Source organism: Mesorhizobium sp. Root157 (assembly GCF_001427385.1).
GTDB lineage: Bacteria > Pseudomonadota > Alphaproteobacteria > Rhizobiales > Rhizobiaceae > Mesorhizobium.
Genome location: NZ_LMGJ01000012.1, coordinates 304,417 through 330,096 on the forward strand (window position 1 = coordinate 304,417; position 25,680 = coordinate 330,096).

The 25,680-nt window shown below is 63.5% G+C and carries 23 protein-coding genes; 15 read left to right on the top strand and 8 right to left on the bottom strand.

Annotated elements, in window-relative coordinates; all coding sequences use genetic code 11:
- Positions 1-21: 21 nt before the first annotated feature.
- Complete coding sequence (locus ASD64_RS09475; protein WP_056104144.1) at positions 22-1,668, bottom strand: alpha/beta hydrolase; 1,647 nt, start codon at positions 1,666-1,668, stop codon at positions 22-24.
- Between the two features lie 166 nt (positions 1,669-1,834).
- Between ASD64_RS09475 and ASD64_RS09480 the strand changes: the two genes are divergently transcribed.
- Positions 1,835-2,851: a polyprenyl synthetase family protein gene (locus ASD64_RS09480; protein ID WP_056104147.1), complete on the top strand. Its 1,017-nt coding sequence runs from the start codon at positions 1,835-1,837 to the stop codon at positions 2,849-2,851.
- A 165-nt stretch (positions 2,852-3,016) separates the two neighbouring features.
- Here the strand turns inward: ASD64_RS09480 and ASD64_RS21665 are convergent, their stop codons facing one another.
- Both ASD64_RS21665 and ASD64_RS09485 read right to left on the bottom strand, forming a co-directional pair.
- Positions 3,017-3,244: a GDCCVxC domain-containing (seleno)protein gene (locus ASD64_RS21665; RefSeq protein ID WP_244480749.1), complete on the bottom strand. Its 228-nt coding sequence runs from the start codon at positions 3,242-3,244 to the stop codon at positions 3,017-3,019.
- Positions 3,245-3,252: 8 nt separating this feature from the next.
- Positions 3,253-3,672: a MerR family transcriptional regulator gene (locus ASD64_RS09485; protein WP_056104152.1), complete on the bottom strand. Its 420-nt coding sequence runs from the start codon at positions 3,670-3,672 to the stop codon at positions 3,253-3,255.
- A 64-nt stretch (positions 3,673-3,736) separates the two neighbouring features.
- Here ASD64_RS09485 and ASD64_RS09490 point away from each other — a divergent pair, with 64 nt between their 5' ends.
- Entirely contained in the window at positions 3,737-4,483 is a 747-nt protein-coding gene (locus tag ASD64_RS09490) for a cation transporter (RefSeq protein ID WP_056104155.1), read from the top strand.
- A gap of 51 nt (positions 4,484-4,534) precedes the next feature.
- On the opposite strand, the gene ASD64_RS09495 is transcribed toward ASD64_RS09490, so the two are convergent.
- Positions 4,535-5,974 (bottom strand): FAD-binding oxidoreductase, encoded by a 1,440-nt coding sequence (locus ASD64_RS09495; protein WP_056104159.1) that lies wholly within the window; start codon positions 5,972-5,974, stop codon positions 4,535-4,537.
- A 270-nt stretch (positions 5,975-6,244) separates the two neighbouring features.
- On the opposite strand from ASD64_RS09495, the gene ASD64_RS09500 reads away from it, so the two are divergent.
- The 3 genes from ASD64_RS09500 to glyS all read left to right on the top strand — a co-directional run bounded on the left by ASD64_RS09500 (position 6,245) and on the right by glyS (position 11,603).
- Complete coding sequence (locus tag ASD64_RS09500; protein ID WP_056105006.1) at positions 6,245-8,020, top strand: tetratricopeptide repeat protein; 1,776 nt, start codon at positions 6,245-6,247, stop codon at positions 8,018-8,020.
- Between the two features lie 210 nt (positions 8,021-8,230).
- Complete coding sequence (locus tag ASD64_RS09505; protein ID WP_413813596.1) at positions 8,231-9,163, top strand: glycine--tRNA ligase subunit alpha; 933 nt, start codon at positions 8,231-8,233, stop codon at positions 9,161-9,163.
- A 118-nt stretch (positions 9,164-9,281) separates the two neighbouring features.
- Positions 9,282-11,603 (top strand): glycine--tRNA ligase subunit beta, encoded by a 2,322-nt coding sequence (gene glyS / locus ASD64_RS09510; RefSeq protein WP_056104163.1) that lies wholly within the window; start codon positions 9,282-9,284, stop codon positions 11,601-11,603.
- Between the two features lie 151 nt (positions 11,604-11,754).
- Here glyS and ASD64_RS09515 read toward each other — a convergent pair whose 3' ends face one another.
- Complete coding sequence (locus ASD64_RS09515) at positions 11,755-12,291, bottom strand: hypothetical protein (RefSeq protein WP_056104165.1); 537 nt, start codon at positions 12,289-12,291, stop codon at positions 11,755-11,757.
- A gap of 155 nt (positions 12,292-12,446) precedes the next feature.
- Here ASD64_RS09515 and ASD64_RS09520 point away from each other — a divergent pair, with 155 nt between their 5' ends.
- The 3 genes from ASD64_RS09520 to ASD64_RS09530 all read left to right on the top strand — a co-directional run bounded on the left by ASD64_RS09520 (position 12,447) and on the right by ASD64_RS09530 (position 15,609).
- Positions 12,447-13,418 (top strand): L-threonylcarbamoyladenylate synthase, encoded by a 972-nt coding sequence (locus ASD64_RS09520; RefSeq protein ID WP_056104167.1) that lies wholly within the window; start codon positions 12,447-12,449, stop codon positions 13,416-13,418.
- A gap of 9 nt (positions 13,419-13,427) precedes the next feature.
- Positions 13,428-14,858: an FAD-binding oxidoreductase gene (locus ASD64_RS09525; protein ID WP_056104170.1), complete on the top strand. Its 1,431-nt coding sequence runs from the start codon at positions 13,428-13,430 to the stop codon at positions 14,856-14,858.
- Positions 14,859-15,039: 181 nt separating this feature from the next.
- Positions 15,040-15,609: a DUF6101 family protein gene (locus ASD64_RS09530; protein WP_056104173.1), complete on the top strand. Its 570-nt coding sequence runs from the start codon at positions 15,040-15,042 to the stop codon at positions 15,607-15,609.
- A 59-nt stretch (positions 15,610-15,668) separates the two neighbouring features.
- On the opposite strand, the gene ubiA is transcribed toward ASD64_RS09530, so the two are convergent.
- Complete coding sequence (gene ubiA / locus ASD64_RS09535) at positions 15,669-16,652, bottom strand: 4-hydroxybenzoate octaprenyltransferase (RefSeq protein WP_056104176.1); 984 nt, start codon at positions 16,650-16,652, stop codon at positions 15,669-15,671.
- Between the two features lie 139 nt (positions 16,653-16,791).
- Here ubiA and purD point away from each other — a divergent pair, with 139 nt between their 5' ends.
- On the top strand, positions 16,792-18,072 hold the full coding sequence (gene purD, locus ASD64_RS09540) for a phosphoribosylamine--glycine ligase (RefSeq protein WP_056104179.1): 1,281 nt from the start codon (positions 16,792-16,794) through the stop codon (positions 18,070-18,072).
- Positions 18,069-18,515: an arsenate reductase (glutaredoxin) gene (arsC, locus tag ASD64_RS09545; RefSeq protein ID WP_056104181.1), complete on the top strand. Its 447-nt coding sequence runs from the start codon at positions 18,069-18,071 to the stop codon at positions 18,513-18,515. The genes purD and arsC overlap by 4 nt, the downstream gene beginning before the upstream one ends.
- Here the strand turns inward: arsC and ASD64_RS09550 are convergent.
- Entirely contained in the window at positions 18,503-19,678 is a 1,176-nt protein-coding gene (locus tag ASD64_RS09550) for a glycoside hydrolase family 25 protein (protein WP_413813591.1), read from the bottom strand. The genes arsC and ASD64_RS09550 overlap by 13 nt on opposite strands.
- 346 nt (positions 19,679-20,024) lie before the next feature.
- On the opposite strand from ASD64_RS09550, the gene ASD64_RS09555 reads away from it, so the two are divergent.
- Both ASD64_RS09555 and ASD64_RS09560 read left to right on the top strand, forming a co-directional pair.
- Positions 20,025-21,800 (top strand): acyl-CoA dehydrogenase family protein, encoded by a 1,776-nt coding sequence (locus tag ASD64_RS09555; RefSeq protein WP_056104184.1) that lies wholly within the window; start codon positions 20,025-20,027, stop codon positions 21,798-21,800.
- 25 nt (positions 21,801-21,825) lie between these two features.
- Positions 21,826-22,581 (top strand): crotonase/enoyl-CoA hydratase family protein, encoded by a 756-nt coding sequence (locus ASD64_RS09560; RefSeq protein ID WP_056105010.1) that lies wholly within the window; start codon positions 21,826-21,828, stop codon positions 22,579-22,581.
- 9 nt (positions 22,582-22,590) lie between these two features.
- Here ASD64_RS09560 and pdxH read toward each other — a convergent pair whose 3' ends face one another.
- The gene (gene pdxH / locus ASD64_RS09565; protein WP_056104187.1) at positions 22,591-23,208 is read right to left on the bottom strand and encodes a pyridoxamine 5'-phosphate oxidase; all 618 of its coding nucleotides are present in this window, start codon (positions 23,206-23,208) and stop codon (positions 22,591-22,593) included.
- 39 nt (positions 23,209-23,247) lie between these two features.
- On the opposite strand from pdxH, the gene ASD64_RS09570 reads away from it, so the two are divergent.
- The 3 genes from ASD64_RS09570 (at position 23,248) to fabI (ending at position 25,670) form a co-directional block, all read left to right on the top strand.
- Positions 23,248-23,709: an RT0821/Lpp0805 family surface protein gene (locus ASD64_RS09570; protein ID WP_056104190.1), complete on the top strand. Its 462-nt coding sequence runs from the start codon at positions 23,248-23,250 to the stop codon at positions 23,707-23,709.
- 90 nt (positions 23,710-23,799) lie between these two features.
- Positions 23,800-24,729, top strand: a complete 930-nt coding sequence (locus ASD64_RS09575; RefSeq protein WP_056104193.1) for a DnaJ C-terminal domain-containing protein — start codon at positions 23,800-23,802, stop codon at positions 24,727-24,729.
- A 122-nt stretch (positions 24,730-24,851) separates the two neighbouring features.
- A complete protein-coding gene (fabI, locus tag ASD64_RS09580; protein ID WP_056104195.1) occupies positions 24,852-25,670 on the top strand; it encodes an enoyl-ACP reductase FabI in 819 nt (272 codons plus the stop codon).
- The last annotated feature ends 10 nt before the right edge of the window (positions 25,671-25,680 follow it).

The following is a 25,680-nucleotide window of genomic DNA, read 5'->3' on the forward strand; positions in this document are numbered from 1 at the left end:
AGCGCCAGTGCCGCGCCTTCGTCATTGCTGCCGGAAGTAGGCCTTGAGCCTTTCGATGTTTGTGCTGGACCAGCCCTTGACATCGGTGACCTCGACCCAGGCGTCGATATAGTGCTGCGGCGCATAGACGTGGCCGTGGCCCATGGGCGCGGTGGTGGCGGTTGCGATATCGACCAGAAGTTGCAGGAAGCTGACGACCGGGTACCAGCGCAATTCCGGCGACACGTCCGGCCCGCGCGGCTGGCTCATCCACTCGGGCGCCCGGTAGAACGACAGCGGGTCGAAGAAGGTGACGGAATCGCTGGCATACTGAAGATAGACGACCCGCATCGGCCCCCAGTGCGCATTGGGAAGGGCAAGCGCGTCCTGCTGGCTGGTGAAGCGGACATAGGAGCCGTCCCGGAAGCGGGGCAGCCAGAACGGCGAGCCTTCGTTGCGGCGATCGGTGATCGAGCGCCAGACGCGGCTGGCAAAGGGCGGGCCGCTCCAAAGCGCCCCCTGATAGGGGTCGCCAAGCACTTCGAACAACTCGCTCGACCGCTCCGAGTTCATGGCGCCGAGGCTGAGGCCGTGGAGATAAAGCTGTGGCCGGTGGTTCTTGGGCAAGCTTGTCCAGTAGCCGTAGATCTCGGTGAACAAGGCGCGCGAAGCTTCGCCGCCATAGCCGGGCTCGACCAGCAAGGAGAGCCAGCTTGCCAGATAGGAATACTGGATGGCGGCGCTGGCGACGTCGCCGCCATGCAGATATTCGAGCGTATCCATGGCGGCCGGATCGACCCAGCCGGTGCCTGTCGGCGTAACGATGACGAGGACCGAACGGTCGAAAGCGCCGACGCGCTTCAGTTCTTCCAGGACAAGCCTGGCGCGGGCTTGAGGCGTTTCGGCCGAATTGAGGCCGGCATAAACGCGGATCGGTTCACGTGCCTCGCGCCCGAGGAATGCGCCGATTTCCTGCGCTGACGGCCCGGAGGCAACGAATTCGCGCCCGGCGCGGCCAAGCTCGTTCCATTTCAGCAGCGAGGCCGAACTGCCGGTCTTGTCCGGGTCGGTCGGCCGCTTGGTGTCGGGCTCGATCAATTCGTCGAACGCCCGGTAGGAACCATCGGCGACGTAGAGCGCGTATCGGAACACCAAGCCGTTGGCGAGGCTGGCGAAGACGGCAAGTGCTGCGGCGGCGCCGATGACGTTGGCGACCCGGCGCGGTATGTAGCCGCCAAGCCGCCCGGCAATCAGGCCAAGCGTGAAGAAAAACAGGCGGCCGATCACCAGAAGCAGCGCAAAGGTGCAAAGGGCGATGAGCGCGATCCGCAGCGGGTCGACACTGTCGACCGGCTCCATCTGCATCAGGTCGCGGATCGAATTCTGCCAGCCTGAGGCACGCCACAGGAACAGCACGGCGATGACCGAGCACAGGGCCGCGGCGACCCGTTTGATCCACGATCCGACGCCGCCCTTCGGGGTAGGCAGTTCCAGATAGGTCCACAGCCAGGATGCGAAGACGCCGATGCCGTAACCTGCGCCGAACGCGAAGCCTGAAAGCACGCCTTGCACCAGATAGGCGCGGGGAATGAGGGAAGGCGTGAACGAGGCCGCGAAGAACAAGGTGCCGACGAGCAGGCCGACCGTCGAAAACGACCGCCATAGCCGTGAAGCGAGGTTTTTTATCATACTGTGGCTCTCGCGATCTCTGCTGCCATGGCAGATTAATGATAGGGCGGCCAAACGCAAACCCGGCATACCGCGCCAATTCGCCACTTGCCGTCCTTGTGCCATCTCCCTAGAGTCAAAAGAGGTGGGTGGACGCCGTCGAAGGCTATTTGGACGGGAGTGCTTTTTGGGTATCGTTGTCAATCTCGAGGGCGGCACACGCGAAGCCGCATCAATCAAGGATCTGATCGATCTGACCGCTTCGGACATGGGGCGCGTCAATGAGTTGATATTGTCCAAGGCCGGCTCGGACGTGCAGATGATCCCCGAGGTCGCCAATCACCTGATTTCATCGGGCGGCAAGCGCCTGCGGCCGATGCTGACGCTGGCTGCGGCGCAGATGTTCGGCTACTCCGGCGACGGCCACGTCAAGCTCGCGACAAGCGTCGAGTTCATGCACACGGCAACGCTGCTGCATGACGACGTGGTGGATGAAAGCGGCATGCGGCGCGGCAACAAGACCGCGCGCATGATCTGGGGCAATCAGGCGAGCGTGCTGGTCGGAGACTTCCTGCTCGGCCAGGCTTTCCGCATGATGGTCGATGTCGGCTCGCTGGACGCGCTCGATATCCTGTCGTCAGCCGCATCGATCATCGCCGAGGGCGAAGTGATGCAGCTTGCGGCCGCCAAGAACCTCGAAACCACCGAGGACGAGCATTTCGCTGTTATCAAGGCCAAGACCGCAGCACTGTTTTCCGCTGCCGCCGAGGTCGGGCCGGTGATCGCCAGTGCCTCGCGCAACGATCGTGCGGCGTTGCGCTCCTACGGCATGAACCTCGGCCTCGCCTTCCAGTTGATCGACGATGCCCTGGATTATGGCGGGTCGAGCCAGGATCTGGGCAAGAATGTCGGCGACGATTTCCGTGAAGGCAAGGTGACGCTGCCCGTCATCCTCGCCTATCGGCGCGGCACAGCTGATGATCGGACCTTCTGGAAGACGGCGATCGAGGACAATGCTGCCGACGACGCCGGGCTGGAAAAGGCAATCGGCCTGATGGCTCGCCATGGCGCAATCGCCGACACCATCGGCCGCGCGCGGCATTTCGGCGAAATCGCCCGCGATGCGCTGGCGCCGCTGGGCGCCACGCCGCAGAAATCGGCGCTGATCGATGTGATCGACTTCTGCATCAGTCGGGTCAACTAGGCGCGCTGATTCAGGTGATGGTGGCCTGCAAATGGCGGCTTTCTGTGCTTCCGGTGCTCATGTACCAAAACGTACACTGCGCTCCGGTTCTCAAAATCCACCATTCTCGGCTCACCCTGACCTGAATCTCGACACACCCTGGCTAGGTAGCTCCTGAAATCGCTGCTAGTGGGCGCAGCAGTTTTCTGTAGCGCCGCTGCTGTGTGCCGCCTGTACCGGCGGGCAGGCATCCGACCCGTAGGAACAATAGACGCAGCACTCGCCCGCTTTGGGCCTAAGCAGGGTGCCGCAGCCATTGCATTCATGGAAGAACTGGCAAGCGTCGGTGGGCATGGTCTCGGTTTCCCGGTGACCGCAGGCCGGACAGGTGATCGTGTTTTGCAGGTTTTCCATGATGCTTGTTATTTCCATTCCCTGTGCGAGTGAGTCTGATCCGCCAGCGTCTCGATGACGCGGCATTCGCCGATTCGGCCGCAGGCGCAGCCTTCGATCATCTTGTGCAATTCCCTGCGCAAGGCGTTCAGGCTGGCGATGCGCTGGTCCACTTCCTTGAGCCGCGCCTTGGCGATCTGGTCGGCCTGGGCGCAGGGCTGGTCCGGCTCGTCCTGGAGCAACAGCAGCGTGCGGATAGCGTCCACCTCGAAGCCGAGTTCGCGCGCATGGCGGATGAAGGCGAGCCTGGCGACAGCGGGCTTTCCATAGCGGCGCTGCTGCCCCTCGGTGCGGAATGTCTCGGGCATCAGGCCGATCTGCTCGTAGTAGCGGATGGTCGGGACCTTCACATCCGCGCGCCGCGCCAGTTCGCCGATTGAAAATGCCATGAAAATCCTCTTGATCCTCTAGTGACTAGAGAGATTACGGTGATTTTGAAAAGGAGTCACCAAGATGAGCGAACATTGTTGCGGGCACGAGGACGCCACCCGATCGGCAATCCATTCCCATCCTCATGGGCATTCTCATTCGGCCAAGGACATGGCCGCCGCGAAGTCGGGCGACGCCTGCTGCTCCGGCGGCGTGCCGGTGTTCGACGGCATGGATGTTCGCTACAAGCGCATCTTGTGGGCCGTGATCGCCATCAACGGCACCATGTTCCTGACCGAGATGACGGCGGGACAGCTTGTCGGCTCGCAGGCGCTGAAGGCCGACGCGCTGGATTTCCTCGCCGACACCGTGACCTATGGCTTGAGCCTTGCGGTGATTGGGGCAAGCCTGCGCACACGGGCGACGGCGGCACTGTTCAAGGGCCTGTCGCTCAGCCTGATGGCGGTCTGGGTATTCGGTTCCACCGTCTATCAGACACTGGTGCTGGGTGTGCCGAGTGCGGAGGTGATGGGCATCATCGCCCTGCTGGCGCTCGCCGCCAACGTTGCATCGGTGGTGCTCCTGCTGCCGTACAAGGACGGCGACGCCAATGTGCGCTCGGTGTGGCTGTGCTCACGCAACGATGCCATCGGCAATGTGGTGGTGATGGCGGCCGCACTCGGTGTGTGGGGAACGTCGTCGGCATGGCCCGACCTTGCGGTCGCGGCACTGATGGCCGGCATTTTCCTGACTTCGTCGGTGCAGATCCTCCGCCAGGCATGGGCCGAGTATCGAACGGACGCCCGGCACCCGGCCCTGCCGGCGGAATAGGAACGCAGCAGGCGGGGCAAGCCTGATTGCCCCGCCTGCTGCCAGGCTGCGTTACGCCGCGCGCTTCCCTTCCATGGGTCTTACGTTCTGGTTCATCCGGAACATGTTCATCGGGTCGTAGCGGCGCTTGATGTCGACCAGTCGCCTGTAGTTCGCGCCATAGGCCGCCTCGACACGATCCACCTCGTCTTCCGGCATGAAGTTGATGTAGGCGGTGCCGGCTGCAAACGGTTTGGCCGCTTCGTAGATGCCGCGAGCCCAGCCGATGCAGGTCTGGTCCATGCTGGCCTCGCGCCAGCGCGCATGGACATTCATGACGAAATGCGAGCTTCGCTGCGGAAATGCCGTGGCATGGGCCGGCACGCGACCGGCCGCACCGCCGACATGACCGACGAAGATTTCGCATTCGGGGCCTGGAAGCTTGCGGATGGCGGAGGCGAGCACACCCACCGCAGGATCCGGCAGATCCATGAAATCGTGGCTCTTCCAGTAGTTGCGGGCGCCGGGCGTCAGCAGCGGGTCGAAGGCCTGCTGCCAGCCGGTGAACGGGTGCGGCGCGACGACATCGACGATCGGCTTGCCGATGCCGCGCAACCGGGCCGTCGCCTTCTCGCCTTCCTCCAGGTCGCCGCCATAGCACATGGCCAGCACCACCACTTCCTTGCCGTGCCATTCGGCGGGCAGGAACGGCAGCGGCGGTGCCTGCCGCATCACCACCCAGCAGGTCAGTTCGTCCGGAGCTTCTTCGAGAGCGGCCCGATATTCGCGCATGACGTTCTCGACATCGGCGAAGGGATGAACGACGAGGCCGGACAGCACTTCCGGGCCGAATTTGTGAAGCTGGAAATCGAATGCCGTGACGATGCCGAAATTGCCGCCGCCACCGCGCAACGCCCAGAACAGGTCCGGATTTTCCGCCACGCTGGCGCGTACCAATTCGCCGTTGGCTGTAACCACGTCGGCTGAATGCAGGTTGTCCAGCGTCAGTCCGAATTTCCGCGTCGTCCAGCCGAAGCCGCCGCCGAGGGTAAGCCCGGCGATGCCGGTGGTGGAGTTGATGCCGGTGGGCACCACCAGCCGGAAGGCCTGCGTCTCCTTGTCGACATCGGCCAGCGTCGCGCCGGGTTCGACCGTAGCCCGACGGCCGGCCACGTCGACACGCACCGATTTCATCGGCGACAGGTCGATCATCAGCCCGCCGTCGCAGACCGCTGTCCCAGCGATGTTGTGGCCACCGCCGCGCACCGAGACGAGCAGCCGGTTGTCGTGTGCGAAGCGAACGGCGCTGACGACGTCGGCAGCGCCGGCGCATCGCACGATCAGGCCCGGCCGCCGGTCGATCATGGCATTCCAGATCGAGCGCGCTTCGTCGTAGGATGCATCTTCCTTGCGCAAAGCCGTGCCGCGCAACTGCGCTGACAAGGCTTCAAGCGCCGCGGCCTTGATGGTTGTCTTCCCGAACTCGAGTGTGGTGAGGGTCAAATCATTCATGGGTTCCTCCCGATTTGACTGCGAAGCGCCCCCTCCCTTACCCGCAGATAGTGCGCTTATATTAGAGATTGCACAAGTAAATGGCCGCTCGCGCCAGCCCCGGTTCGCACGTTTCGCCACGGTCTTTGAGAGGCATTTGTCGCCTGACCGGATTGTGACACGGTGGCGGATTGAAGCATGATCCCAAAAAATGCCATGCTTTACCGCGACATGAAGTGTTGCGGCGGGTCCAGGCAGGTTGCCGGGCCGCTTTCGCCTGAAAGGAATACGATGCGGCAAAGACGCGTTCTCTGGCTTGCGGGCCTGGCAGTGATGACCGGCCTGGTGTTTCCAGGCCAAGCCGCCATTGCCAAGGAAGCGGCAAAGCCTATTGAAATCACTTCATTTTCGGGCGCGTTCCTGGCAGCGCGCGTTGCCGAGGGCGACAATGACCTCGACAATGCGATCACCTACTACAAGCAGGCGCTGGCGTTCGCGCCGGACGACACCTCGCTGCAGCAAAGCCTGATGCTGTCGCTGATCGCACAGGGCCGTTTCGACGAATCGCTGCCCTATGCCGACAAGCTCAAGGAAGTGCCCGATGTGGAGCGCTTCTCCCGGCTGGCGCTGGCGATCGATACGTTTCGCAAGAAGGACTACGGCAAGGCCGAATACTGGCTGAAGCTGTCGTTGCAGGCCGATCTCGACCGGCTGATCGCCGGCATCATGACCGGCTGGGCGCGGGCAGGGGCTGGCGATGGCGTTGACGCAATGGCCTATATCGACAAACTGCAGGGGCCCGAATGGTTCGGCCTGTTCAAGTCGTATCACCGTGCCCTGATCGCCGACGCCGCGGGCCTGAAGAAACAGGCCGACGAAGCCTATGATGCAACGGTGAAGAACACGGCTGCTGCCGGTGCCGCACCCGAAACCTGGCTGCGCTGCGCGGAGGCCTATGCCCGTTTCCTGGCCATCAACGGCGAGAAAGACAAGGCGCTTGGCGTGCTCGACCAGGCCGAGACATTCGTGACCGGCAAGGTCGAGATCACGGCGCTGCGCGAAAAGATCACCAAGGGCGAAAAGGTCGAACCGATGGTAGCCGGCCCGGCCGATGGCGCTTCCGAGATACTCCTCGATCTTGCGACGGCGTTGAACCGGGGCGGCGGCGAGCCGTTCGTGCGGCTTTATCTGGAATATGCGCTTGCGTTGAAGCCGAACAGCGACGCGGCGCTGGTGCAACTGGCGGCCGTTGCCGAGCAGCAGAAGGATGGGGAGCGCGCCATCGGCTTCTACAAGCGCATTCCCGAGACCTCGCCGCTCAAGGCGGTGGCTGAACTGCAGCTTGGCCTCAACCTTGCCGATCTGGACCGCAACGACGAGGCGATCGCGCATCTGAAGAAGCTGGTCGAGGCGCACCCCGACGAAATGCGCGGTTATCTGGCGCTGGGCGGGGTCTATTCCTCGAAAGAGGATTTCCGCGCCGCCGCCGGCCTCTACGACAAGGCAGTGGAGCGTCTGACCGACCCGCAGCCGGCCAACTGGAATATCTTCTATCAGCGCGGCATCGCCTATGAGCGGCTGAAGGATTGGCCGAAGGCGGAGCCGAATTTCCGCAAGGCGCTCGAACTCAACCCCGAGCAGCCGCAGGTCATGAATTATCTCGGCTATTCCTGGGTCGACAAGAACATGAACCTGACCGAAGCGCTGGAAATGATCCAGAAGGCCGTCGATCTGCGGCCGAGCGACGGCTACATCGTCGATTCGCTGGGCTGGGCCTATTACAAGCTGGGCCGCTTCGAGGATGCCGTGCGCGAACTGGAGCGCGCCGTGTCGCTGAAGCCGGAAGATGCGGTGCTCAACGATCATTTGGGCGACGCCTACTGGCGGGTCGGCCGCAGGCTGGAAGCGACCTTCCAGTGGAGCTATGCGCGTGACCTGAAGCCGGAACCGGACGTGCTTGCCTCGGTGCAGGAAAAGCTCGCCAAGGGCCTGTCGCCGATCGAAGCCAACACCGCGCAGGACACGCCGCCGACCAAGCCGAAGCCGGTTCCTGCGCCCAAGGGGTGACAACCCGGTCTGCCCATTGGAGGATCGGAAGGTCCGACAACTGAAGGGCGCTTGAGGCGATCGCGCTATCCGTGGCTCGTCCGTCGCGACCATTGTCGCATCGGGGGAAGGGCCGTTTGCCTTGACGCCCATGGACAGGGGCACTAGGGAAAGCCGCATCCTGCCATTGCCGCCGAGGCCATTTCCGTGAGCGCCGACCTTCCCGCCCATATGCATCCCAGCCGCTCGTTCCAGGGGCTGATCCTGACCTTGCACAACTACTGGGCAAACTACGGTTGCGTCGTGCTGCAGCCTTACGACATGGAAGTGGGTGCCGGTACCTTTCATCCGGCAACGACGCTGCGGGCGCTGGGGCCGAAGGCATGGAACGCGGCCTATGTGCAGCCTTCGCGCCGGCCCAAGGACGGGCGCTATGGTGAAAACCCCAACAGGCTGCAGCACTACTACCAGTATCAGGTGATCCTGAAGCCCAATCCGGACAATCTGCAGGAGCTTTACCTTGGCTCGCTGAAGGCGATCGGCGTCGATCCGCTGCTGCACGACATCCGCTTCGTCGAGGACGATTGGGAAAGCCCGACGCTGGGCGCCTGGGGGCTTGGCTGGGAATGCTGGTGCGACGGCATGGAGGTGTCGCAGTTCACTTACTTTCAGCAGGTCTGCGGCATCGAATGCGCGCCGGTGGCGGGCGAACTGACCTACGGGCTGGAGCGGCTGGCCATGTATGTGCAGGGCGTCGACAACGTCTACGACCTCAATTTCAACGGCCGCGAAGGCGCTGACAAGGTGACGTACGGCGAGGTCTTCCTGCAGGGCGAGCAGGAATATTCGCGGCACAATTTCGAGTTCGCCAATACTGCGATGCTGCTGAAGCATTTCGATGACGCCGAGGGCGAATGCCTGGCGCTGCTGGCCGCCGGCGCGCCACTGCCGGGCAGCAATGTGCCGCACAAACTGGTGCTGCCGGCTTACGACCAGTGCATCAAGGCCAGCCACGTCTTCAACCTGCTCGATGCGCGCGGCGTCATCTCGGTGACCGAGCGGCAAAGCTACATCCTGCGCGTCCGCAACCTTGCCAAGGCATGCGGCGAAGCCTTCCTTTTGACCGACGCCGGCGGTTTTTCCCTTGTCGGGGAGGCCGCGTGATGCCCGATCTGCTTCTTGAACTTCGCTCAGAGGAAATTCCGGCCCAGCCGCACCCCCGCAGCGCCGCAGGCGCGAGGGCGTGCAAACCAAGAAAAAGCATGCGGGTGGAAAAACTCTGATGCCCGACCTTCTGCTTGAACTTCGTTCCGAAGAAATTCCGGCCCGCATGCAGCGCAAGGCGGCGGGCGATCTGAAGAAACTGGTGACCGACGGGTTGGTCGACGCCGGCCTGACCTATGAGGCGGCCCGTGAATACTGGACGCCGCGCCGGCTGGCGCTGGACATTCGTGGGCTGACCGCACGTTCGAAGGATATTCGCGAAGAGCGCAAGGGGCCGTCGACCAAGGCGCCTGAACAGGCAGTCCAGGGTTTTCTTCGCTCGGCCGGGCTAAGCTCGATTGACGAGGCGCACGTCCATTCCGATGCCAAGAAGGGCGATTTCTACGTCGCCCTCATCTCCAAACCAGGCAGGGCGGCGGAAGAGATCATCGCGGACCTGATGCCGGGCATCGTCAAGTCCTTCCCGTGGCCGAAATCGATGCGCTGGGGCGCGGCCTCCGGGCCGAAGGGGATGAGTTATGGCGGCGTCGAAGGGCGCGGCGGCGCTGCGCTGCGCTGGGTGCGGCCGCTGCAATCGATCCTGTGCACCTTCGGGCCGGAAACCGAGGAGCCGGTGGTGGTCGACTTCGAGGTCGACGGCATCCGGTCGGGCAACGTGACCTATGGCCACCGCTTTCATGCGCCGGACGCAATCACGGCCAGGCGCTTCGATGACTACGCGGCAAAGCTGGAGGCGGCTAAGGTTGTGCTCGATGCCGACCGCCGCAAGGAAATCATCCTTGCCGACGCGAAGAACCTGGCGTTCGCCAACGGGCTCGATCTGGTCGAGGACGAGGGCTTGCTCGAGGAAGTGGCGGGGCTGGTCGAATGGCCGGTGGTGCTGCTTGGCGAATTCGAGAAGGAATTCCTCGCTATTCCGCCCGAGGTGATCCGCTTGACCATCCGTGCCAACCAGAAATGCTTCGTTACGCGCCCGCAAGGCGAGAGCGGGGACCTCGCCAACCGCTTCCTGCTCGTCGCCAATATCGAGGCGAAGGACGGCGGCAAGGAGATCGCCTACGGCAACGGCAAGGTGGTGCGGGCGCGCCTCTCCGACGCGGTGCATTTCTGGAAGACCGACCAGGCCAATGTGCCGGACCTCGACCAGTTGCAGGCATCGGCCGAAAAGTTCGGGCTGGATCTCACTAAGCCGCTCGACCAGCGCATGGCGCGGCTCGATCATCTCGGCGTCACCTTCCATGCCAAGCTCGGCACGCAAGGCGAGCGCGTCGAGCGCATCCGCGAACTGGCGTGCGAGATCGCGCCGCTGGTCGGCGCCGATCCCGATCTGGCCGCCCGCGCGGCTGTGCTGGCCAAGGCCGATCTGACCACCGAGATCGTCGGCGAGTTCCCCGAACTGCAAGGAGCGATGGGCCGTAAGTATGCGCTTCTGCAAGGCGAGGATGCCTCGGTCGCGGCGGCAATCGAGGACCACTACAAGCCGCAAGGCCCATCCGACCGCGTGCCGACCGATCCGGTTTCGGTCGCCGTGGCGCTTGCCGACAAGTTGGATACGCTGGTCGGCTTTTGGGCGATTGACGAGAAGCCTACCGGCTCGAAGGACCCATTTGCACTGCGCAGGGCGGCGCTGGGCGTGATCCGGATTCTGGTTGAGAATGGGGTAAGGTTGGAATTGAATCCTCTCGCGGTCGAAGTTGGCGAAGTCCTGGCCGAGGAACTGGCTGAAAGGGAATTCGCTGATGAAGCTGAAAGTGCCTCGCTGCTCGACGCTTCGCTGGGTGGAGACTCGCGCTATGATGAAGTGCTCGAGCGTCGGGAGGTTGTCAGGCACACAAAAATCGGCGAGTGGAAATCTCAACAAAAGGACCTCCTCTCCTTCTTCCATGACCGCCTGAAGGTCTATCTGCGCGATCAAGGCGCAAGGCACGACCTGATCGATGCGGTGATCACGCCGAAGTCCGACGACCTTCTCACCATCGTCCGCCGCGTCGAGGCGCTGGGCAAATTCCTTGAGACCGATGACGGCAAGAACCTGCTCGCCGGCACCAAGCGTGCGGCCAACATCCTCGCCGCCGAGGAGAAGAAAGGCACCGCCGTTGCGGCTTCCGTCGAGCCTTCGCTGTTCAAGGAAGACGCGGAGAAAAACCTGTTCGACGCGGTGAATCAGGCCGAGAAGAAAGCTGGCGAAGCGATTCAAAACGAAGACTTTTCCGGCGCGATGCTGGCGCTTAGCGTTTTGCGTGAACCAGTTGATTCATTTTTTGAACAGGTGCTGGTCAACGATGACGATCTGGCGGTGCGGGCCAATCGCCTTGCATTGCTGACGCGCATCCGCGCGGCGACAGATCAGGTGGCCGATTTCTCGAAGATTGCCGGCTGAGCCACCGAGCCAGTCTTGAGCGCGCGTCGCGATCTTTCAGATTGGCTGGCGCGCTCCAAGTGTTGGTTTTTATGCATGTCGTTATCCCGAAACCGGTTCCCACTTTCGGGCGACATGCATTGGCACTGAACCCGGCCTTGGCCGGGTTTTGCTATTGGGCTTCCGGCACCGGCGTACGTTCGACGATGATCGGTTCCGACTTGTCTTGCGAAGCTGGGTTGGAAGGGCTGCGCGGTTGTGCGGAAGCCTGCTGCGTGCCCGGCGTACTGGCCGGCGTGAACGCATCGCCGACGATGCCGCCCCGGATGACCATGGGGGCGAAGTTGGCCTTGGACAGCGGCTTTTTCGGAATGGACGCCACCTTCTCGTAGGTGACAGGCGGCAGTGGCTCGCCGAGCGCAATGACCGAAGGGCTGATGACTTGCATCTCGGCGGTTGCCGCGACGGGCGCGTCCATCCAGCTTCCCGGCGTCATCTGGCGCAACGCCTGCTGGGGCGGATCGGCAGGGGCCGCCGTTTCCTCAACTGCCGTTGCAACGGCCTGGACGGGGTCGGGCGCGCCCATGACGACAATGGACGGCGTCGAGGCGGGCGCGGGGTCGCCGAAGGTGACGAACGACGAGGCAGCGGCGCTGCCCGTCATGGCCGCCATCGCCAGCACTCCAAACGTGATGATGCGTATGGACAAGAGCTTGTTCCCCCAGCTTCCGCCGGAACCTTAGCGCGCGAGCGTTGATATCCGCTTGTGCCTGCCGTTCGCATTTTAATGAATTGCCTTGACCAACGGGCGCTTGCCGCGTCCTGCCCGCCGCTGTAGGCAAGCGCTGGAAAGGTCGTACACAATTGGCTGAGATAGTTCCCGCCGACAAGGCCTTGGATCGCGCATTGGCGCTGCTTGGCGCAGGCGAGGTCGTCGCCATTCCGACCGAGACCGTCTACGGCCTGGCCGGCGATGCCACTAGTGGCGGGGCCGTCGCACGCATCTACGAGGCGAAAGGCCGGCCCCGCTTCAACCCGCTGATTGCCCATGTCTGCGATCTCGCCATGGCCGAACGCATCGGTGTGTTCGATCCGTTGTCGCGCAGGCTGGCCGAATTGTTCTGGCCCGGACCGCTGACGCTGGTGGTGCCGCTAAAGGCCGATGCCGGCATCCATCCGCTGGCGACCGCGGGGCTGGATACGATCGCGCTGCGCATGCCGCGCGGCTTCGGCGGCAAGCTGATCGCAGCACTCGGCAGGCCGCTGGCGGCCCCGAGCGCCAATACGTCTGGCCATATCAGTTCCACCTCGGCAGGCGCGGTGGCGGCCGATCTCGGCAGCCGCATCAAGCTGGTGGTCGATGGGGGTGCGACGCCGGTCGGTGTGGAATCGACCATCGTCAAGGTTCATGACGGCAAGCTGAAATTGCTGCGGCCGGGCGGCGTAGCCGCCGAAGAGATCGAGGCTGCTATTGGCTTGAAGCTGGAGCGCGGCGCCAAGGGCATCCAGGCGCCGGGCATGATGGCCTCGCACTATGCGCCGAACGCGGCGATGCGACTGCGTGCGGTGAGTGTCGACCAAGGTGAGGCGTTGCTCGCCTTCGGGGCGACGCGCGCCAAGGGTGCCGAAAATGCGGCGGCGGTGCGCAACCTGTCGCCGTCCGGCGACTTGCGGGAAGCGGCGACCAATCTGTTTTCCTTCATGCTGGAACTGGACCGCGCCGGTGCAAGCGTGATTGCCGTCGAGCCGATTCCGATGGAGGGGTTGGGCGAAGCGATCAACGACCGGTTGGCGCGCGCTGCCGCCCCGCGTGACATGGAAGCGGCTGGGGAATAGTTTGCATCCATGAACGATACGGCACGTCCTCTCGATCCCGCCCTGATCCAGCGCTTTGCGACAATCGTCGGCGACAGATATGCACTGCGTGCACCTGAGGATATCGCACCTTATCTGACCGAACGGCGGGGCTTGTGGCATGGTCGCAGCTCGCTCGTGCTGAGGCCGGGCAGCGTCGACGAGGTAAGCCGCATCATGCGGCTCGCCACGGAAACGCGCACGCCTGTCGTGCCGCAAAGCGGCAACACGGGGCTGGTCGGCGGGCAAGTGCCGGATGCCAGCGGGCAACAGGTGGTGCTGTCTCTGTCCCGGCTGAACCGCATTCGCGAGATCGACACGCAGTCGAACACGGTGACGGCCGAGGCGGGCGTCATCCTGCAGAGCCTGCAGGAAGCGGCGGATGCCGCCGACCGGTTGTTCCCGCTTTCGTTGGGCGCGCAAGGCTCCTGCCAGATCGGCGGCAACCTGTCTTCCAATGCCGGCGGCACCAACGTGCTTGCCTACGGCAATACGCGCGAATTGTGCCTGGGAGTCGAGGTTGTGTTGCCGACCGGCGAGGTGTTCGACGATCTGCGCAAGCTGAAGAAGGACAACACCGGCTACGATCTGAAGAACCTGTTCGTCGGGGCCGAGGGTACGCTGGGCGTGATCACGGCGGCGGTGTTGAAGCTGTTTCCGAAGCCGAAGGGCCGCGAGGTTGCCTTTGTCGGCCTGCCCTCGGCTGAGGCCGCACTTGCTCTGTTCGGCATGACGAGCGGGCGCGCCGGCAGCGCGCTGACCGCGTTCGAACTGATCGGCAAGCGCCCTTATGACTTTACGCTTTTGCATGGAGTAGGCGTGGTGCGGCCGCTGGAAGGCGATTGGCCGTGGTATGTGCTGATGGAGATTTCCTCCGGACGCTCGGCAGAGGATGCACGCGCCCTGATCGAGGATATATTGTCGGCGGCGATCGAAACGGAACTCGCCGGCGATGCGGTGATTGCGTCGAGCCTGGCGCAAAGTGCTGCGTTCTGGAGTTTCCGCGAGGTGCTGCCGGAATCGCAGAAGCCGGAAGGCGCCTCGATCAAGCACGATATTTCCGTCCCGGTGTCTTCGATCCCCGCCTTTATCGAGCGGGCGGAGAAAGCCGTCGCTTCGGTGAACCCCGATGCGCGTATCGTCTGCTTCGGCCATATGGGCGATGGCAATTTGCATTATAATATTTCGCGCCCGGCCGATGGCGACGACCAGGCCTTCCTCGACCTTTACCACGCGATGAACAAGGCGGTGCATGACGTGGTGCGGGCGCTTGATGGCTCGATCTCGGCCGAGCACGGCATCGGGCAGTTGAAGCGCGATGAATTGATCGCGACCGCCCCGCCGATGGCCGTCGACCTGATGCGGCGGGTGAAGGCTGCTTTCGATCCGGCCGGCATCATGAATCCCGGTAAGGTTATCTGATCCTTTCCAATCCGATCAGTTGGTCGGATTCCGATAACCATCTGGCAGATCAGCAAAATTTAACCGACTTTTTTAAGCCCGGCGGTAAGGTCGGCGCGCTACCGTCATCTCCATAACGAGGCCGGACAACCGGCCCGGAGAGACCGGAAAACCGGCTCTCAGGAGAAACAGGAAGGCACCGATGAAATCTGGACTGAAGCCAGTCTGGGCGGGACGCAACATGCGCCTCGACCCGTTCCGATTGCCGCAGGTGGTCAGCTATGCGACCCGCGACGACCATGGCGATGTGACCTCGACCATCGACCACCGCGGCGCTGTCATCCGCCGCACGCTCGAGATGAGCGGCCTTCCGGCGATCATCGCCTTGCCCGCCAATGCCTTCCGCGGCGTGGCGGCACGCGCCATGGAAGACGAGAGCGGCAATGTTACCGTGACGCTGGAATTGCTGCACAACGATCCGATGCTTTCAGTGCCGCTGCTGGTGGCGGACGATCTGGACGACGTGGCCGCGGACTGGCGCGCCTGGGCCGAGGCCTATCGGCTGCCGATGCTGCTGATCGAAGCCGATGGCGAGGCGCGCACGCTGGAGGAATCGCTGGGGGCGGCGATCAAGACATTGCCGCCGCAGGAGCGCCGCAAGGGCCGCGCCTCCAACCAGAGGCGGCCGCGCTTCCTTGCCCGCCGCCGCGCCGGTGACCTCGGCCTCAGGCTGGTGATTGACGGCGAGGAAATGATCTCGGCAGATTGTTGATTCAGGTCAGTGCGCCCTGACCTGAATCTCGGGCACCTTTCCAAGAGAGCGGGAGATGGCTACAGCAGCGGCTTGAGCGCCGCCCACGCCGCGCCACCGACGATGCCGAGGAAGATCAACCAGCCGACCTCGTTGTTCGACTTGAACAGACGCAGGCATTGGTCGGGATTGTCGATGTCGAGGGTGGCGATCTGGCGCGCCATATGCGCGCCGGCGGCGATCAGCCCGGCCATCACCGGAACCGGCGCCTGCGCATTGGCAAAGGCGACGGCGAAACACATCAGCGCACCCGCATAGAGGCCGATCAGCCACGACTGGGTGTTGTCGCCGAACAGGCGAGCGGTGGAGCGTACGCCGACGATGGCGTCGTCCTCCTTGTCCTGGTGCGCGTAGATGGTGTCGTAGCCGATGACCCACAGGATCGAGCCGATGTAGAGCAGCACGGCCGGGCCGTCGACGTCGCCGAATTCCGCCGCCCAGCCCATCAGCGCGCCCCAGGAAAAGGCGAGGCCCAGGACCAGTTGCGGCCAGTCCGTGAACCGTTTCATGAATGGGTAGATCGCGACGATCACCAGCGACGAGATGCCGAGCCCTACCGCGAAACTGTTGAACTGCAACAGCACCGCAAGCCCGACCATAGCCTGAAGTACCAGGAAGACCCATGCCTGGCGGCGCGTCACCTGTCCCGATGGCAGCGGGCGCGATCGCGTGCGCTCGACCTCGCTGTCGATGTCTTCGTCGACGAGGTCGTTGTAGGTGCAGCCGGCGCCGCGCATGGCGATTGCGCCAAGCGTGAACAGGGCCAGCGTCGACAGTTGCGGCAGCAGCGACAGCACCGGATCGCCGGGGCGCGCATAGGCCGATGCCGCGAGCGCTGCCGACCACCAGCACGGCCACATCAGGAGTTGCCAGCCGATCGGCCGGTCCCAGCGCGCAAGCTGCGCGTAAGGCCACAAGCGGCGCGGCAAGGCGCGGTAGACCCAGTGCCCGCTGGGCGCATCGGCGACGCGCCCCTGGGCGACTTTCGACTGAACAGGTTCCATGGCGCTGGAGTGGCAGCGCTGGGCGGTGCAGTCAAGTCAGCGAATTGCCCTTGATAAATTCCCGCAAAGCTTGACCGTGCGGCCCCGGAGCCATACCGAAAGTTTTCGCCACCGGTTTGGACAGCGAGGTGCACCAGGCATGAAAGTTCTTCTTCTCGGCTCGGGCGGCCGCGAGCATGCGCTGGCCTGGAGGCTTGCCGCGTCGCCGCTGCTGACCAAACTTTATGCGGCACCCGGAAATCCGGGCATCGCCAAGGAAGCGGAACTCGTTGCGCTGGACATCGCCGATCATTCGGCGGTCGGCCGGTTCTGTCTCGACAATAAGATCGACCTCGTCGTCGTCGGACCGGAAGCGCCTCTGGTAGCCGGCATCGCCGACGATTTGCGCGTGCAAGGCATCCGCGTCTTCGGCCCGTCCAGGGCGGCGGCGCAGCTTGAAGGGTCAAAAGGCTTCACCAAGAATCTGTGCGCCCGCTACGACATTCCGACCGGAGCCTATGGCCGCTTCGACAATCTTGCGGCGGCGAAAGCCTATGTCGAGGAAAAGGGTGCGCCGATCGTCGTCAAGGCGGACGGGCTGGCCGCCGGCAAGGGTGTTACCGTCGCCATGACGTTGGCCGAGGCGATTTCGGCGCTGGAAGCCTGTTTCGACGGTTCGTTCGGCAGCGCCGGCGCCGAGGTGGTGGTCGAGGAGTTCCTGGCCGGCGAGGAGGCAAGCTTCTTTTGCCTTTGCGATGGTAGCACGGCCTTGCCCTTCGGCACGGCGCAGGATCACAAGCGCGTCGGGGAAGGCGACACCGGGCCCAACACCGGCGGCATGGGCGCCTATTCGCCAGCGCCGGTGATGACACCCGAGGTGGTGGATCGTACCATGCGCGAGATCGTCGAGCCGACCATGCGCGGCATGGCCGAACAGGGCATGCCGTTCTCCGGCGTGCTGTTCGTCGGCCTGATGATCGATGGCAAGGGGGCACCGAAACTGATCGAGTTCAATGCGCGTTTCGGCGATCCGGAATGCCAGGTGCTGATGATGCGCCTGAAAGAGGATTTGCTGGTGCTGCTCAACGCCGCCGTTGACGGGCAATTGGCGCACATGTCGGCGCGATGGCGCGACGATACGGCGCTCACCGTGGTGATGGCAGCGAACGGCTACCCGGCCTCGCCCGAAAAAGGTTCAGTCATCCGCAACCTGGATGCAGCTGCAGGCAAGGGCGTCGAGATATTCCATGCCGGCACGGCGCTGCGCGGCGGCGATCTGGTCGCCAATGGCGGGCGTGTGTTGAATGTGACCGCGACCGGCGCGACGGCCAGCGAAGCGCAGAAGAAGGCCTATGCCGCGGTAGACCTGATTGACTGGCCGCAAGGCTTCTGCCGCCGCGATATAGGCTGGCGCGCGGTCGACAGGGAGTTCGTGAAATGAGCGTCACCATCTACCATAATCCCGCGTGCGGCACCTCGCGCAATACCCTGGCCATGATCCGGGCCTCGGGCGAGGAGCCGGAAGTCATCGAATATCTGGAGACGCCGCCGTCGCGGCAAAGGCTGCTGGAGTTGCTCGACCTGCTGCGCATGAGGCCGCGCGACCTGCTGCGCATGAGGCCGCGCGACCTGCTGCGCAAGAAGGGCACGCCCAATGCCGAGCTTGGCCTGGACGATCCGAAATGGAGCGACGATGAGATCGTGGATCTCATGATCGCCAACCCGATCCTGATCGAGCGCCCGATCGTCATAACGGACAAGGGCGCGGTGCTGGCGCGACCCTCGGAAAAGGTTCTGTATATCCTAGCCAATCCTGACATTGGCGAGTTCACCAAGGAAGATGGCGAGGTTGTTAAGGCGCGGCCGACCGCTCAGGGCCAGTAGGGCTGCGCGTCTTCCTTGATCGATCCCGTTGCGATCGGATCGACGGCAGGCTCTGCCTCGGCAACGAGCGATATTTGTGCCTCTTGCTTGGCGTATGCGTATTCGGCCATGCCGTGCCGATATGGGTTGTCGTCGACAGGTTCGCTGGCGACGACGGACTGCATCCAGCCGGCGCGGAACTTCGTCCAACCGGTGCCGAATGCCACCATCAACTCCTCGAAGGTCGGAGGGGTGGCGACCGCCGCATAGGTGATTTCAACCTTGCCTTTGAGGCCGTCCTCACGTGCGATCGGAACCGGAACGCTGGCCAGATAGTCGACCGGTACGTCGATCAGGTTGCCGAATGGCCACTGTGCGCGCAACTCCGCCGCGGTCATCGGTGCGACGTTGACATCGATGTCCATCGGCGTGCCGGGTGGCCGGTAGGGACAACTGCGCTTGTCGCAATTGGCCTGCGCGGAGAACTGCCACAGCGCGTAGCCTTGCCAGTTGCCCTTCGGGAAATGCATGTCGATCTCGGGTTTGTAGCGCGCATACCAGAGCGGCAGCCGGGACAGGAGGCGATAGCGGAAACGATTGTCGGCGATATGCTTTGCGGTGGAGCCGTTGGTGTAGAGGACAGGAAAGCGGCCGATGCGGCGATGAACCTGACGCACGAATTCCTCGGCGTCGTCCAGCGACATCCACTGCGCGGGATCGTTGTCCTCGATGTCGAGGGCAAGCAGGTCGTCGGGAGCCGGCTCGGCGAAATCGATGAAGTTGTTGGCCTGATCGACCGGATTGCCGGGGCGGGCAAGATGATAGGCGCCCCATTCGAGCCCGAGCGCCTTGGCCACCGTCCTGCGGGTATGGAACAGTTCGCGCGCCACGGCGTGGCGCTTCCACAGCGCCTTGCAAAGCTTGACCGCTTCTTCGTTGCCTGAGCAGGCGTAAGGCGGCGGCAGGCCATCCGATGCCTTGTTGATGAAACCGACGATGCGCTTGTCGGAGGCAAGCGCATTCCAGTCGATGGAATTGTATTCGTAAGCATCTATGACCAGCGCGCGGTCGGCCTTCTTCCAGGGCTGTGAGAAGTCCGAGGCATGGGCGGCCGGAAGTGTGGCTGCGGCCAGGGTCGCTGCTGCCAGTGCTGCCCGCCAGAAAGTGTGCGCTGGCAATCCCAAGCCTGATTCCCTCATGTCTGGCGTAAATACTGGATAGTTATGGTTAATGAATGCTTGCAGGGCTAACGATGCGTCCCGGTGCTCACGCCCTTATGCCTGCTTTTGGCCGGAAGTGAGGAAGAAGGGCTCAGGCACCGGCATCTGGCGGACCCATTCGATACAATGGTCTGATCTGGCGAGCATGGCGATGTGTTTCGCAATCCTGTATGAATCGCGCAATAGGCGGCATGCAAAAATCAGCGTGACAAAATTTGACGTTTACGTAAAGTGCAGTCCAATACGACTGGCAGTTGCATTTTGGCCGGCCGAAGCCCGAAAATGATGGCAGTCACAGGAGCAAGCTCGAATGTATCGCGCACCCGTCGAGGAAATAGCCTTTACGCTGAAGCATGTGGCCGGCCTCAAGGAAGCTCTGGCGACGGGCGCATTCGGTGACCTTGGCGAGGACCTGGTCGACGCCGTGCTGCAGGAAGCGGGGCGGTTTGCATCGGAGGAAATCGCGCCGCTCTACAAGGCGGGCGATGAGGCGGGCGCGGTGTTGAAGGATGCTGCCGTCACCACGCCGCCGGGCTGGAAGGAGCTATACAAGAACTGGGCCGGAGGCGGCTGGAACGCTGTGTCGGCGCCCGAGGAGCATGGCGGGCAGGGGCTGCCGATGATGCTGTCGGTGGCGGTGCTTGAAATGTGGAATTCGGCATCTGTCGCCTTTTGCCTTGGCCCGATGCTGACGATGGGTGCGGTCGAGGCGCTGGACAAGCATGCGACGGACTATCTCAAGCAGACATATCTCGCCAAGCTGGTCTCGGGCGAATGGATGGGGACCATGAACCTGACCGAACCGCAGGCCGGTTCGGACCTCGCCGCCTTGCGCACCCGCGCCGAACCTGTCGGCGACGGCACCTATCGTATTTTCGGCCAGAAGATCTTCATCACCTATGGCGAGCACGATTTCACCGACAATATCGTGCATATGGTTCTGGCGCGGCTGCCGGATGCGCCGGCCGGCACGCGCGGTATTTCCCTGTTCCTGGTGCCGAAATTCCTGGTCAACCAGGACGGCTCGCTAGGCGCGCGCAACGACCTGTTCTGCTCCGGGCTGGAAGAAAAGCTCGGCATCCATGGCTCGCCGACCTGCACCATGATTTATGGAGACGGTTTTGCCGGCGACAGGCCGGGCGCCGTCGGCTGGCTGATCGGCGAGGAGAACAAGGGGCTGGCGTGTATGTTCACGATGATGAACAACGCACGGCTCAATGTCGGCATGCAGGGCGTCGGCATCGCCGAGATGGCATTCCAGAAGGCGCTTGCCTATGCCAACGAGCGCCGTCAGGGCAGGGCCGCCAGCTACAATGGCAACGGCATGGCGCCGATCGTCCATCATCCGGATGTGCAGCGCAATCTCTTGACCATGAAGGCGCTGACGCAGATTTCGCGCGCCATCAGCTATAGTTGCGCCCACGCCATCGACATGGCGCGGGTGTCGAACGGGGCCGAGGCGGACAAGTGGCGCGGCAGGGCCGATCTGCTGACGCCGCTGGCCAAGGCGTTTTCAACCGATGCCGGTGTCGACGTCGCGTCGCTCGGCGTGCAGGTGCATGGCGGCATGGGCTTTATCGAGGAGACGGGAGCGGCCGCCCTTTACCGCGATGCGCGTATCGCGCCGATCTATGAAGGCACCAATGGCATCCAGGCTATCGATCTGGTGATGCGCAAGCTGCCGCTGCGGGACGGCGAGGAGGTGCACAGCTATATCGACGACCTTGTCGCCATCGCCAGCGCCGTGCGCACATCCGGGCAGGCAGGCTTCGGCCAGGCCGCCGACCTGCTCGACCAGGCGCTGGACGATCTGTCGGAGACGACGCGGTTCCTGCAATACCAGTTGGAGAAGGGGCAAACCGAGGCGGCGCTGGCAGGAGCGACGCCGTATCTCAGGCTATTTTCGCTCGCCGCCGGCGGCGCCTATCTGGCGCGCGCAGCACTTGCCGACCCGTCCGAGGCCCGTCTCACGCTGTGCCGTTTCTTTGCGGAGAACATGCTGGCCGAGGTGGCGGCGCTCAAGGACCGGGTCATCGAAGGCGCCTCCAGCCTGGTTGCGGCCGGCAAGACGCTGATTTCAGCCTGACCTTTCAATGAGGGAATTTCGGATTTTGACTGACCACATCCTCATCGAACGGCACGGCGCCGTGCAGATCATCCGCATGAACCGGTCGGAAAAGAAGAATGCGCTGACGCGCGCCATGTATGCGACCATGTCGGCGGCGCTGACCGAGGGCGATGCCGATCCGTCGATCCGTGTCCATGTCTTCCTGGGCGTGCCGGGCGCTTTCTCGGCCGGCAACGACCTCACCGACTTCCTCGCTGTCGCCACTGGCGCCGGGGGCGGCAATGAGGTCTGGGATTTCCTGATGGCGTTGGCCAATTCGCAAAAGCCGATTGTGTCGGGCGTCGACGGTATCGCCGTTGGCATCGGCACTACGCTCAACCTGCACTGCGACCTGACCTTCGCCACGCCGCGCACGGTGTTCCGCACGCCCTTCGTCGATCTGGGCCTCGTGCCGGAGGCTGGCTCAAGCCTGCTTGCCCCGCAGATACTCGGTCTGCAAGGGGCGTTTGCGCTGCTCGGGTTGGGCGAGGGGATTTCAGCCGAACGTGCCGTGCGGGCCGGGCTGATCTACGACGTGGTCGAGGAGGACGGCCTTGAGGGGGCTGTGCTGGCCGCGGCGGAAGATATTGCCGCCAAGCCGCCTGAGGCGCTCAAGATCGCGCGCGACCTGATGCGCGGTCCTCGCGACGGGCTCGTTGCCCGTATCCGGGAAGAAGCCGAGCATTTCCGCGAGCGGCTGCAATCGGACGAGGCGCGGGCGGCGCTGGTCGCCTTCATGAACCGCAAGAAGGCGCGATAAGGGCGCGGATCAGGGATACAGCCGCTTGGTGTCCCAATTGCCGCTGTCGTTGTGTGAAAACACGACGCGGTCATGCAGGCGGAACGGCCTGTCGTGCCAGAACTCGATCGTTTGCGGCAGGATGCGGAAGCCCGACCAGTGTTTCGGGCGCGGAATTTCGCCGATGGCGTAGCGGGCGGTGTATTCGGCGACGGCTTTCTCCAGCGCGAATCGGCTTTCCAGCGGCCGCGACTGTTTCGAGGCCCAGGCGCCGATGCGGCTGCCGCGCGGACGGGACGCGTAATAGGCATCGGCTTCCTCGTCGGTGACGATCTCGACCGCACCGCGCACCCGCACCTGCCGGCGCAGCGATTTCCAGTGGAAGCATAGCGCCGCCTTCATGCTGCCCAGGATTTCGCGGCCCTTGGCGCTTTCGAAATTGGTGTAGAAGACAAAGCCGCGCTCGTCGAAACCCTTCAACAGCACCATGCGCACATCGGGAAGGCCGTCGGTATCCACGGTTGCCACCGCGACGGCGCTGGGGTCGTTGGGCTCGGATTTGGTGGCGTCCTCGAGCCATTGCGAAAACAGCCGGTATGGCTCGACGGCTTCGGTAAAGTCATTTTCTGTTAACTTGCTATCGTTCATAGTTTATTCAAACTCTATTACCGTGTCGGGAGATACCGATTGTCGCGTATCGCGCAAGCTTTTGACAGTCGGCAAGACCGCATTTTCGCTTCAGCCAGCATGAAGATCGCGGCCATGGCTGGCGTGCTGGCGCTGGCCGGCTGCGGCGTTGGCGGCTTCAGTCTGGAAAAGGCCGCGATCGACCGTTCGATCGTTACCAGCAATGTACCGACGGACTCGGTAGCGGCGGATTACGGCCTGGTCGCCGACCAGGTGACGATCCGCAATGCGGTGTCGTCCGCCGACCTTGAGGAAATGGCTGGACGGCAACTGTCGTGGGCCAATGCCGACACCGGATCGCGCGGATCGATTACGGGGCTTGCCGAAAGCCGGACCAAAGGCGAGCTTTGCCGTGATTTCGCCGCCACGAGGGAAAGCTTCGACGGCATCGCGCTCTACGAGGGCCGCATCTGCATGGTCGGCGCGGGCGCCTGGCGCATCGACGCTTTCAGGGCTGCCTGACTTCTCCCGTTTTGTCGCGGCACTGGAATTTCTTCCTATTGAAGCGCATATAAGGGCCGACCCTACCTATTCCTCTTGCAGGCAGGATTGATGCGCGATCCCTATGAGGTGCTGGGCGTTGCAAAAAACGCTTCGGCCAAGGAAATCAAATCGGCGTACCGCAAGCTCGCCAAAAAGGATCATCCGGATCAGAATCCGAATGATCCCAAGGCGAAGGATCGCTTTGCCGCCGCCAGCCAGGCTTACGAGATTCTGGGCGACGAGAAGGCGCGCGCCGCATTCGACCGCGGCGAGATCGGCGCCGACGGCAAGCCGCGCTTCCACGGCTTCGAAGGGACGGCAGGCGGCGATCCGTTCGCCGGCTTCCGCCGCCAGCAGGGGCCGGGCGGCGCTCATTTCGAGTTCCGCGGCGGCGGTGCGGGGCAGGAAGGGTTCAGCAGCGACATATTCAGCCAAATTTTCGGCGATGCCATGGGACAGCAGGCACGTGGCCAGGGACCGTGGTCCGGGGCGGATCGCCGGCGCGCCGCGCCCCAGGGTGCCGATCTGAACGTGGTGCTGGACATCACCATCGAGGAGGCGGCAACCGCTCCCAAGGTCACGGCGCAGTTTCCCGATGGGCGCAAGGTTGCGGTCAAGCTGCCGGCCTATGTCGAGGACGGCCAGACCATCCGCTTGAAAGGGCAGGGCGAGCAGGGACCGGGCCGGGCGGGCGATGCGCTGATCAAGATCCGGTTTCGCCGCCACCCGCGCTATCGGGTCGAAGGGCGCGACTTGCACGCCGACCTGCCGGTAGCGCTGAAGGATGCGGTGCTTGGCGCAAAGGTGCCGGTCGAAACGCCCGCCGGCAGGCTGGCGCTCAATGTGCCGGAATGGTCGAGTTCGGACAAGGTTCTGCGCATAAAGGGCAGGGGCCTGCCGGAAAAGACGGGCGGCCATGGCGACCTTTACGTGCATGTGCGCCTGATGCTGCCGGAAGGCGGCGACAGTGACCTGGAAGCCCTGATGCGCGGCAAATAGAGCAGGTTTGCCCGCCACGCCCGCCGGAACTCCCGTTGTGGGCACGCGTTTGAGCGCTTGAAGGTAGGGTGAGCCTGTGCGATAGGGCACCCTCCAAGCAAAAACCTGCGGAGAACGCTGATATGGCGGGTGGACAGGGCCTTATGGCCGGCAAGCGCGGCCTCATTTTGGGCGTCGCCAACAATCGCTCGATCGCCTTCGGCATTGCCAAGGCCTGTGTCGACCATGGTGCCAAAATTGCGCTGACCTATCAGGGCGAGGCGTTCAAGAAGCGCGTCGAGCCGTTGGCGGCGGAACTTGGCGCCCATGTCAGCGGCCATTGCGACGTCACCGATCCGGCGAGCCTCGATGCCGTGTTTGCCGATGTCGCCGGCCATTTCGGCAAGATCGACTTCCTCGTCCACGCCATCGCCTTCTCCGACAAGGAAGAACTTGACGGCCGCTATGTCGAGACCAGCCGCGCCAACTTCGCACGCACCATGGAAATCTCGGTGTTTTCCTTCACCGACATCGCCAAGCGCGCCGAAGCGATCATGAATGACGGCGGTTCGCTGCTGACCTTGACCTACTATGGGGCGGAAAAGGTCATGCCGCACTACAACGTCATGGGTGTCGCCAAGGCGGCACTTGAGGCGAGCGTGCGCTATCTGGCCGTCGATCTCGGCGGCAGGGGCATCCGCGTCAACGCCATATCGGCCGGACCGATCAAGACACTGGCTGCCTCCGGCATCGGCGACTTCCGCTACATCCTGAAGTGGAACGAATACAATTCTCCGCTGAAGCGCACCGTGACCCCGGAGGAAGTGGGCGATTCGGGGCTCTACCTGCTGTCGGACCTGTCGCGCGGCGTCACCGGCGAGGTTCACCACGTCGATTCGGGCTATCACGTCGTCGGCATGAAGGCGGTCGACGCCCCCGATATTTCTACCGTCAAGGACTGAATCCCGGCAC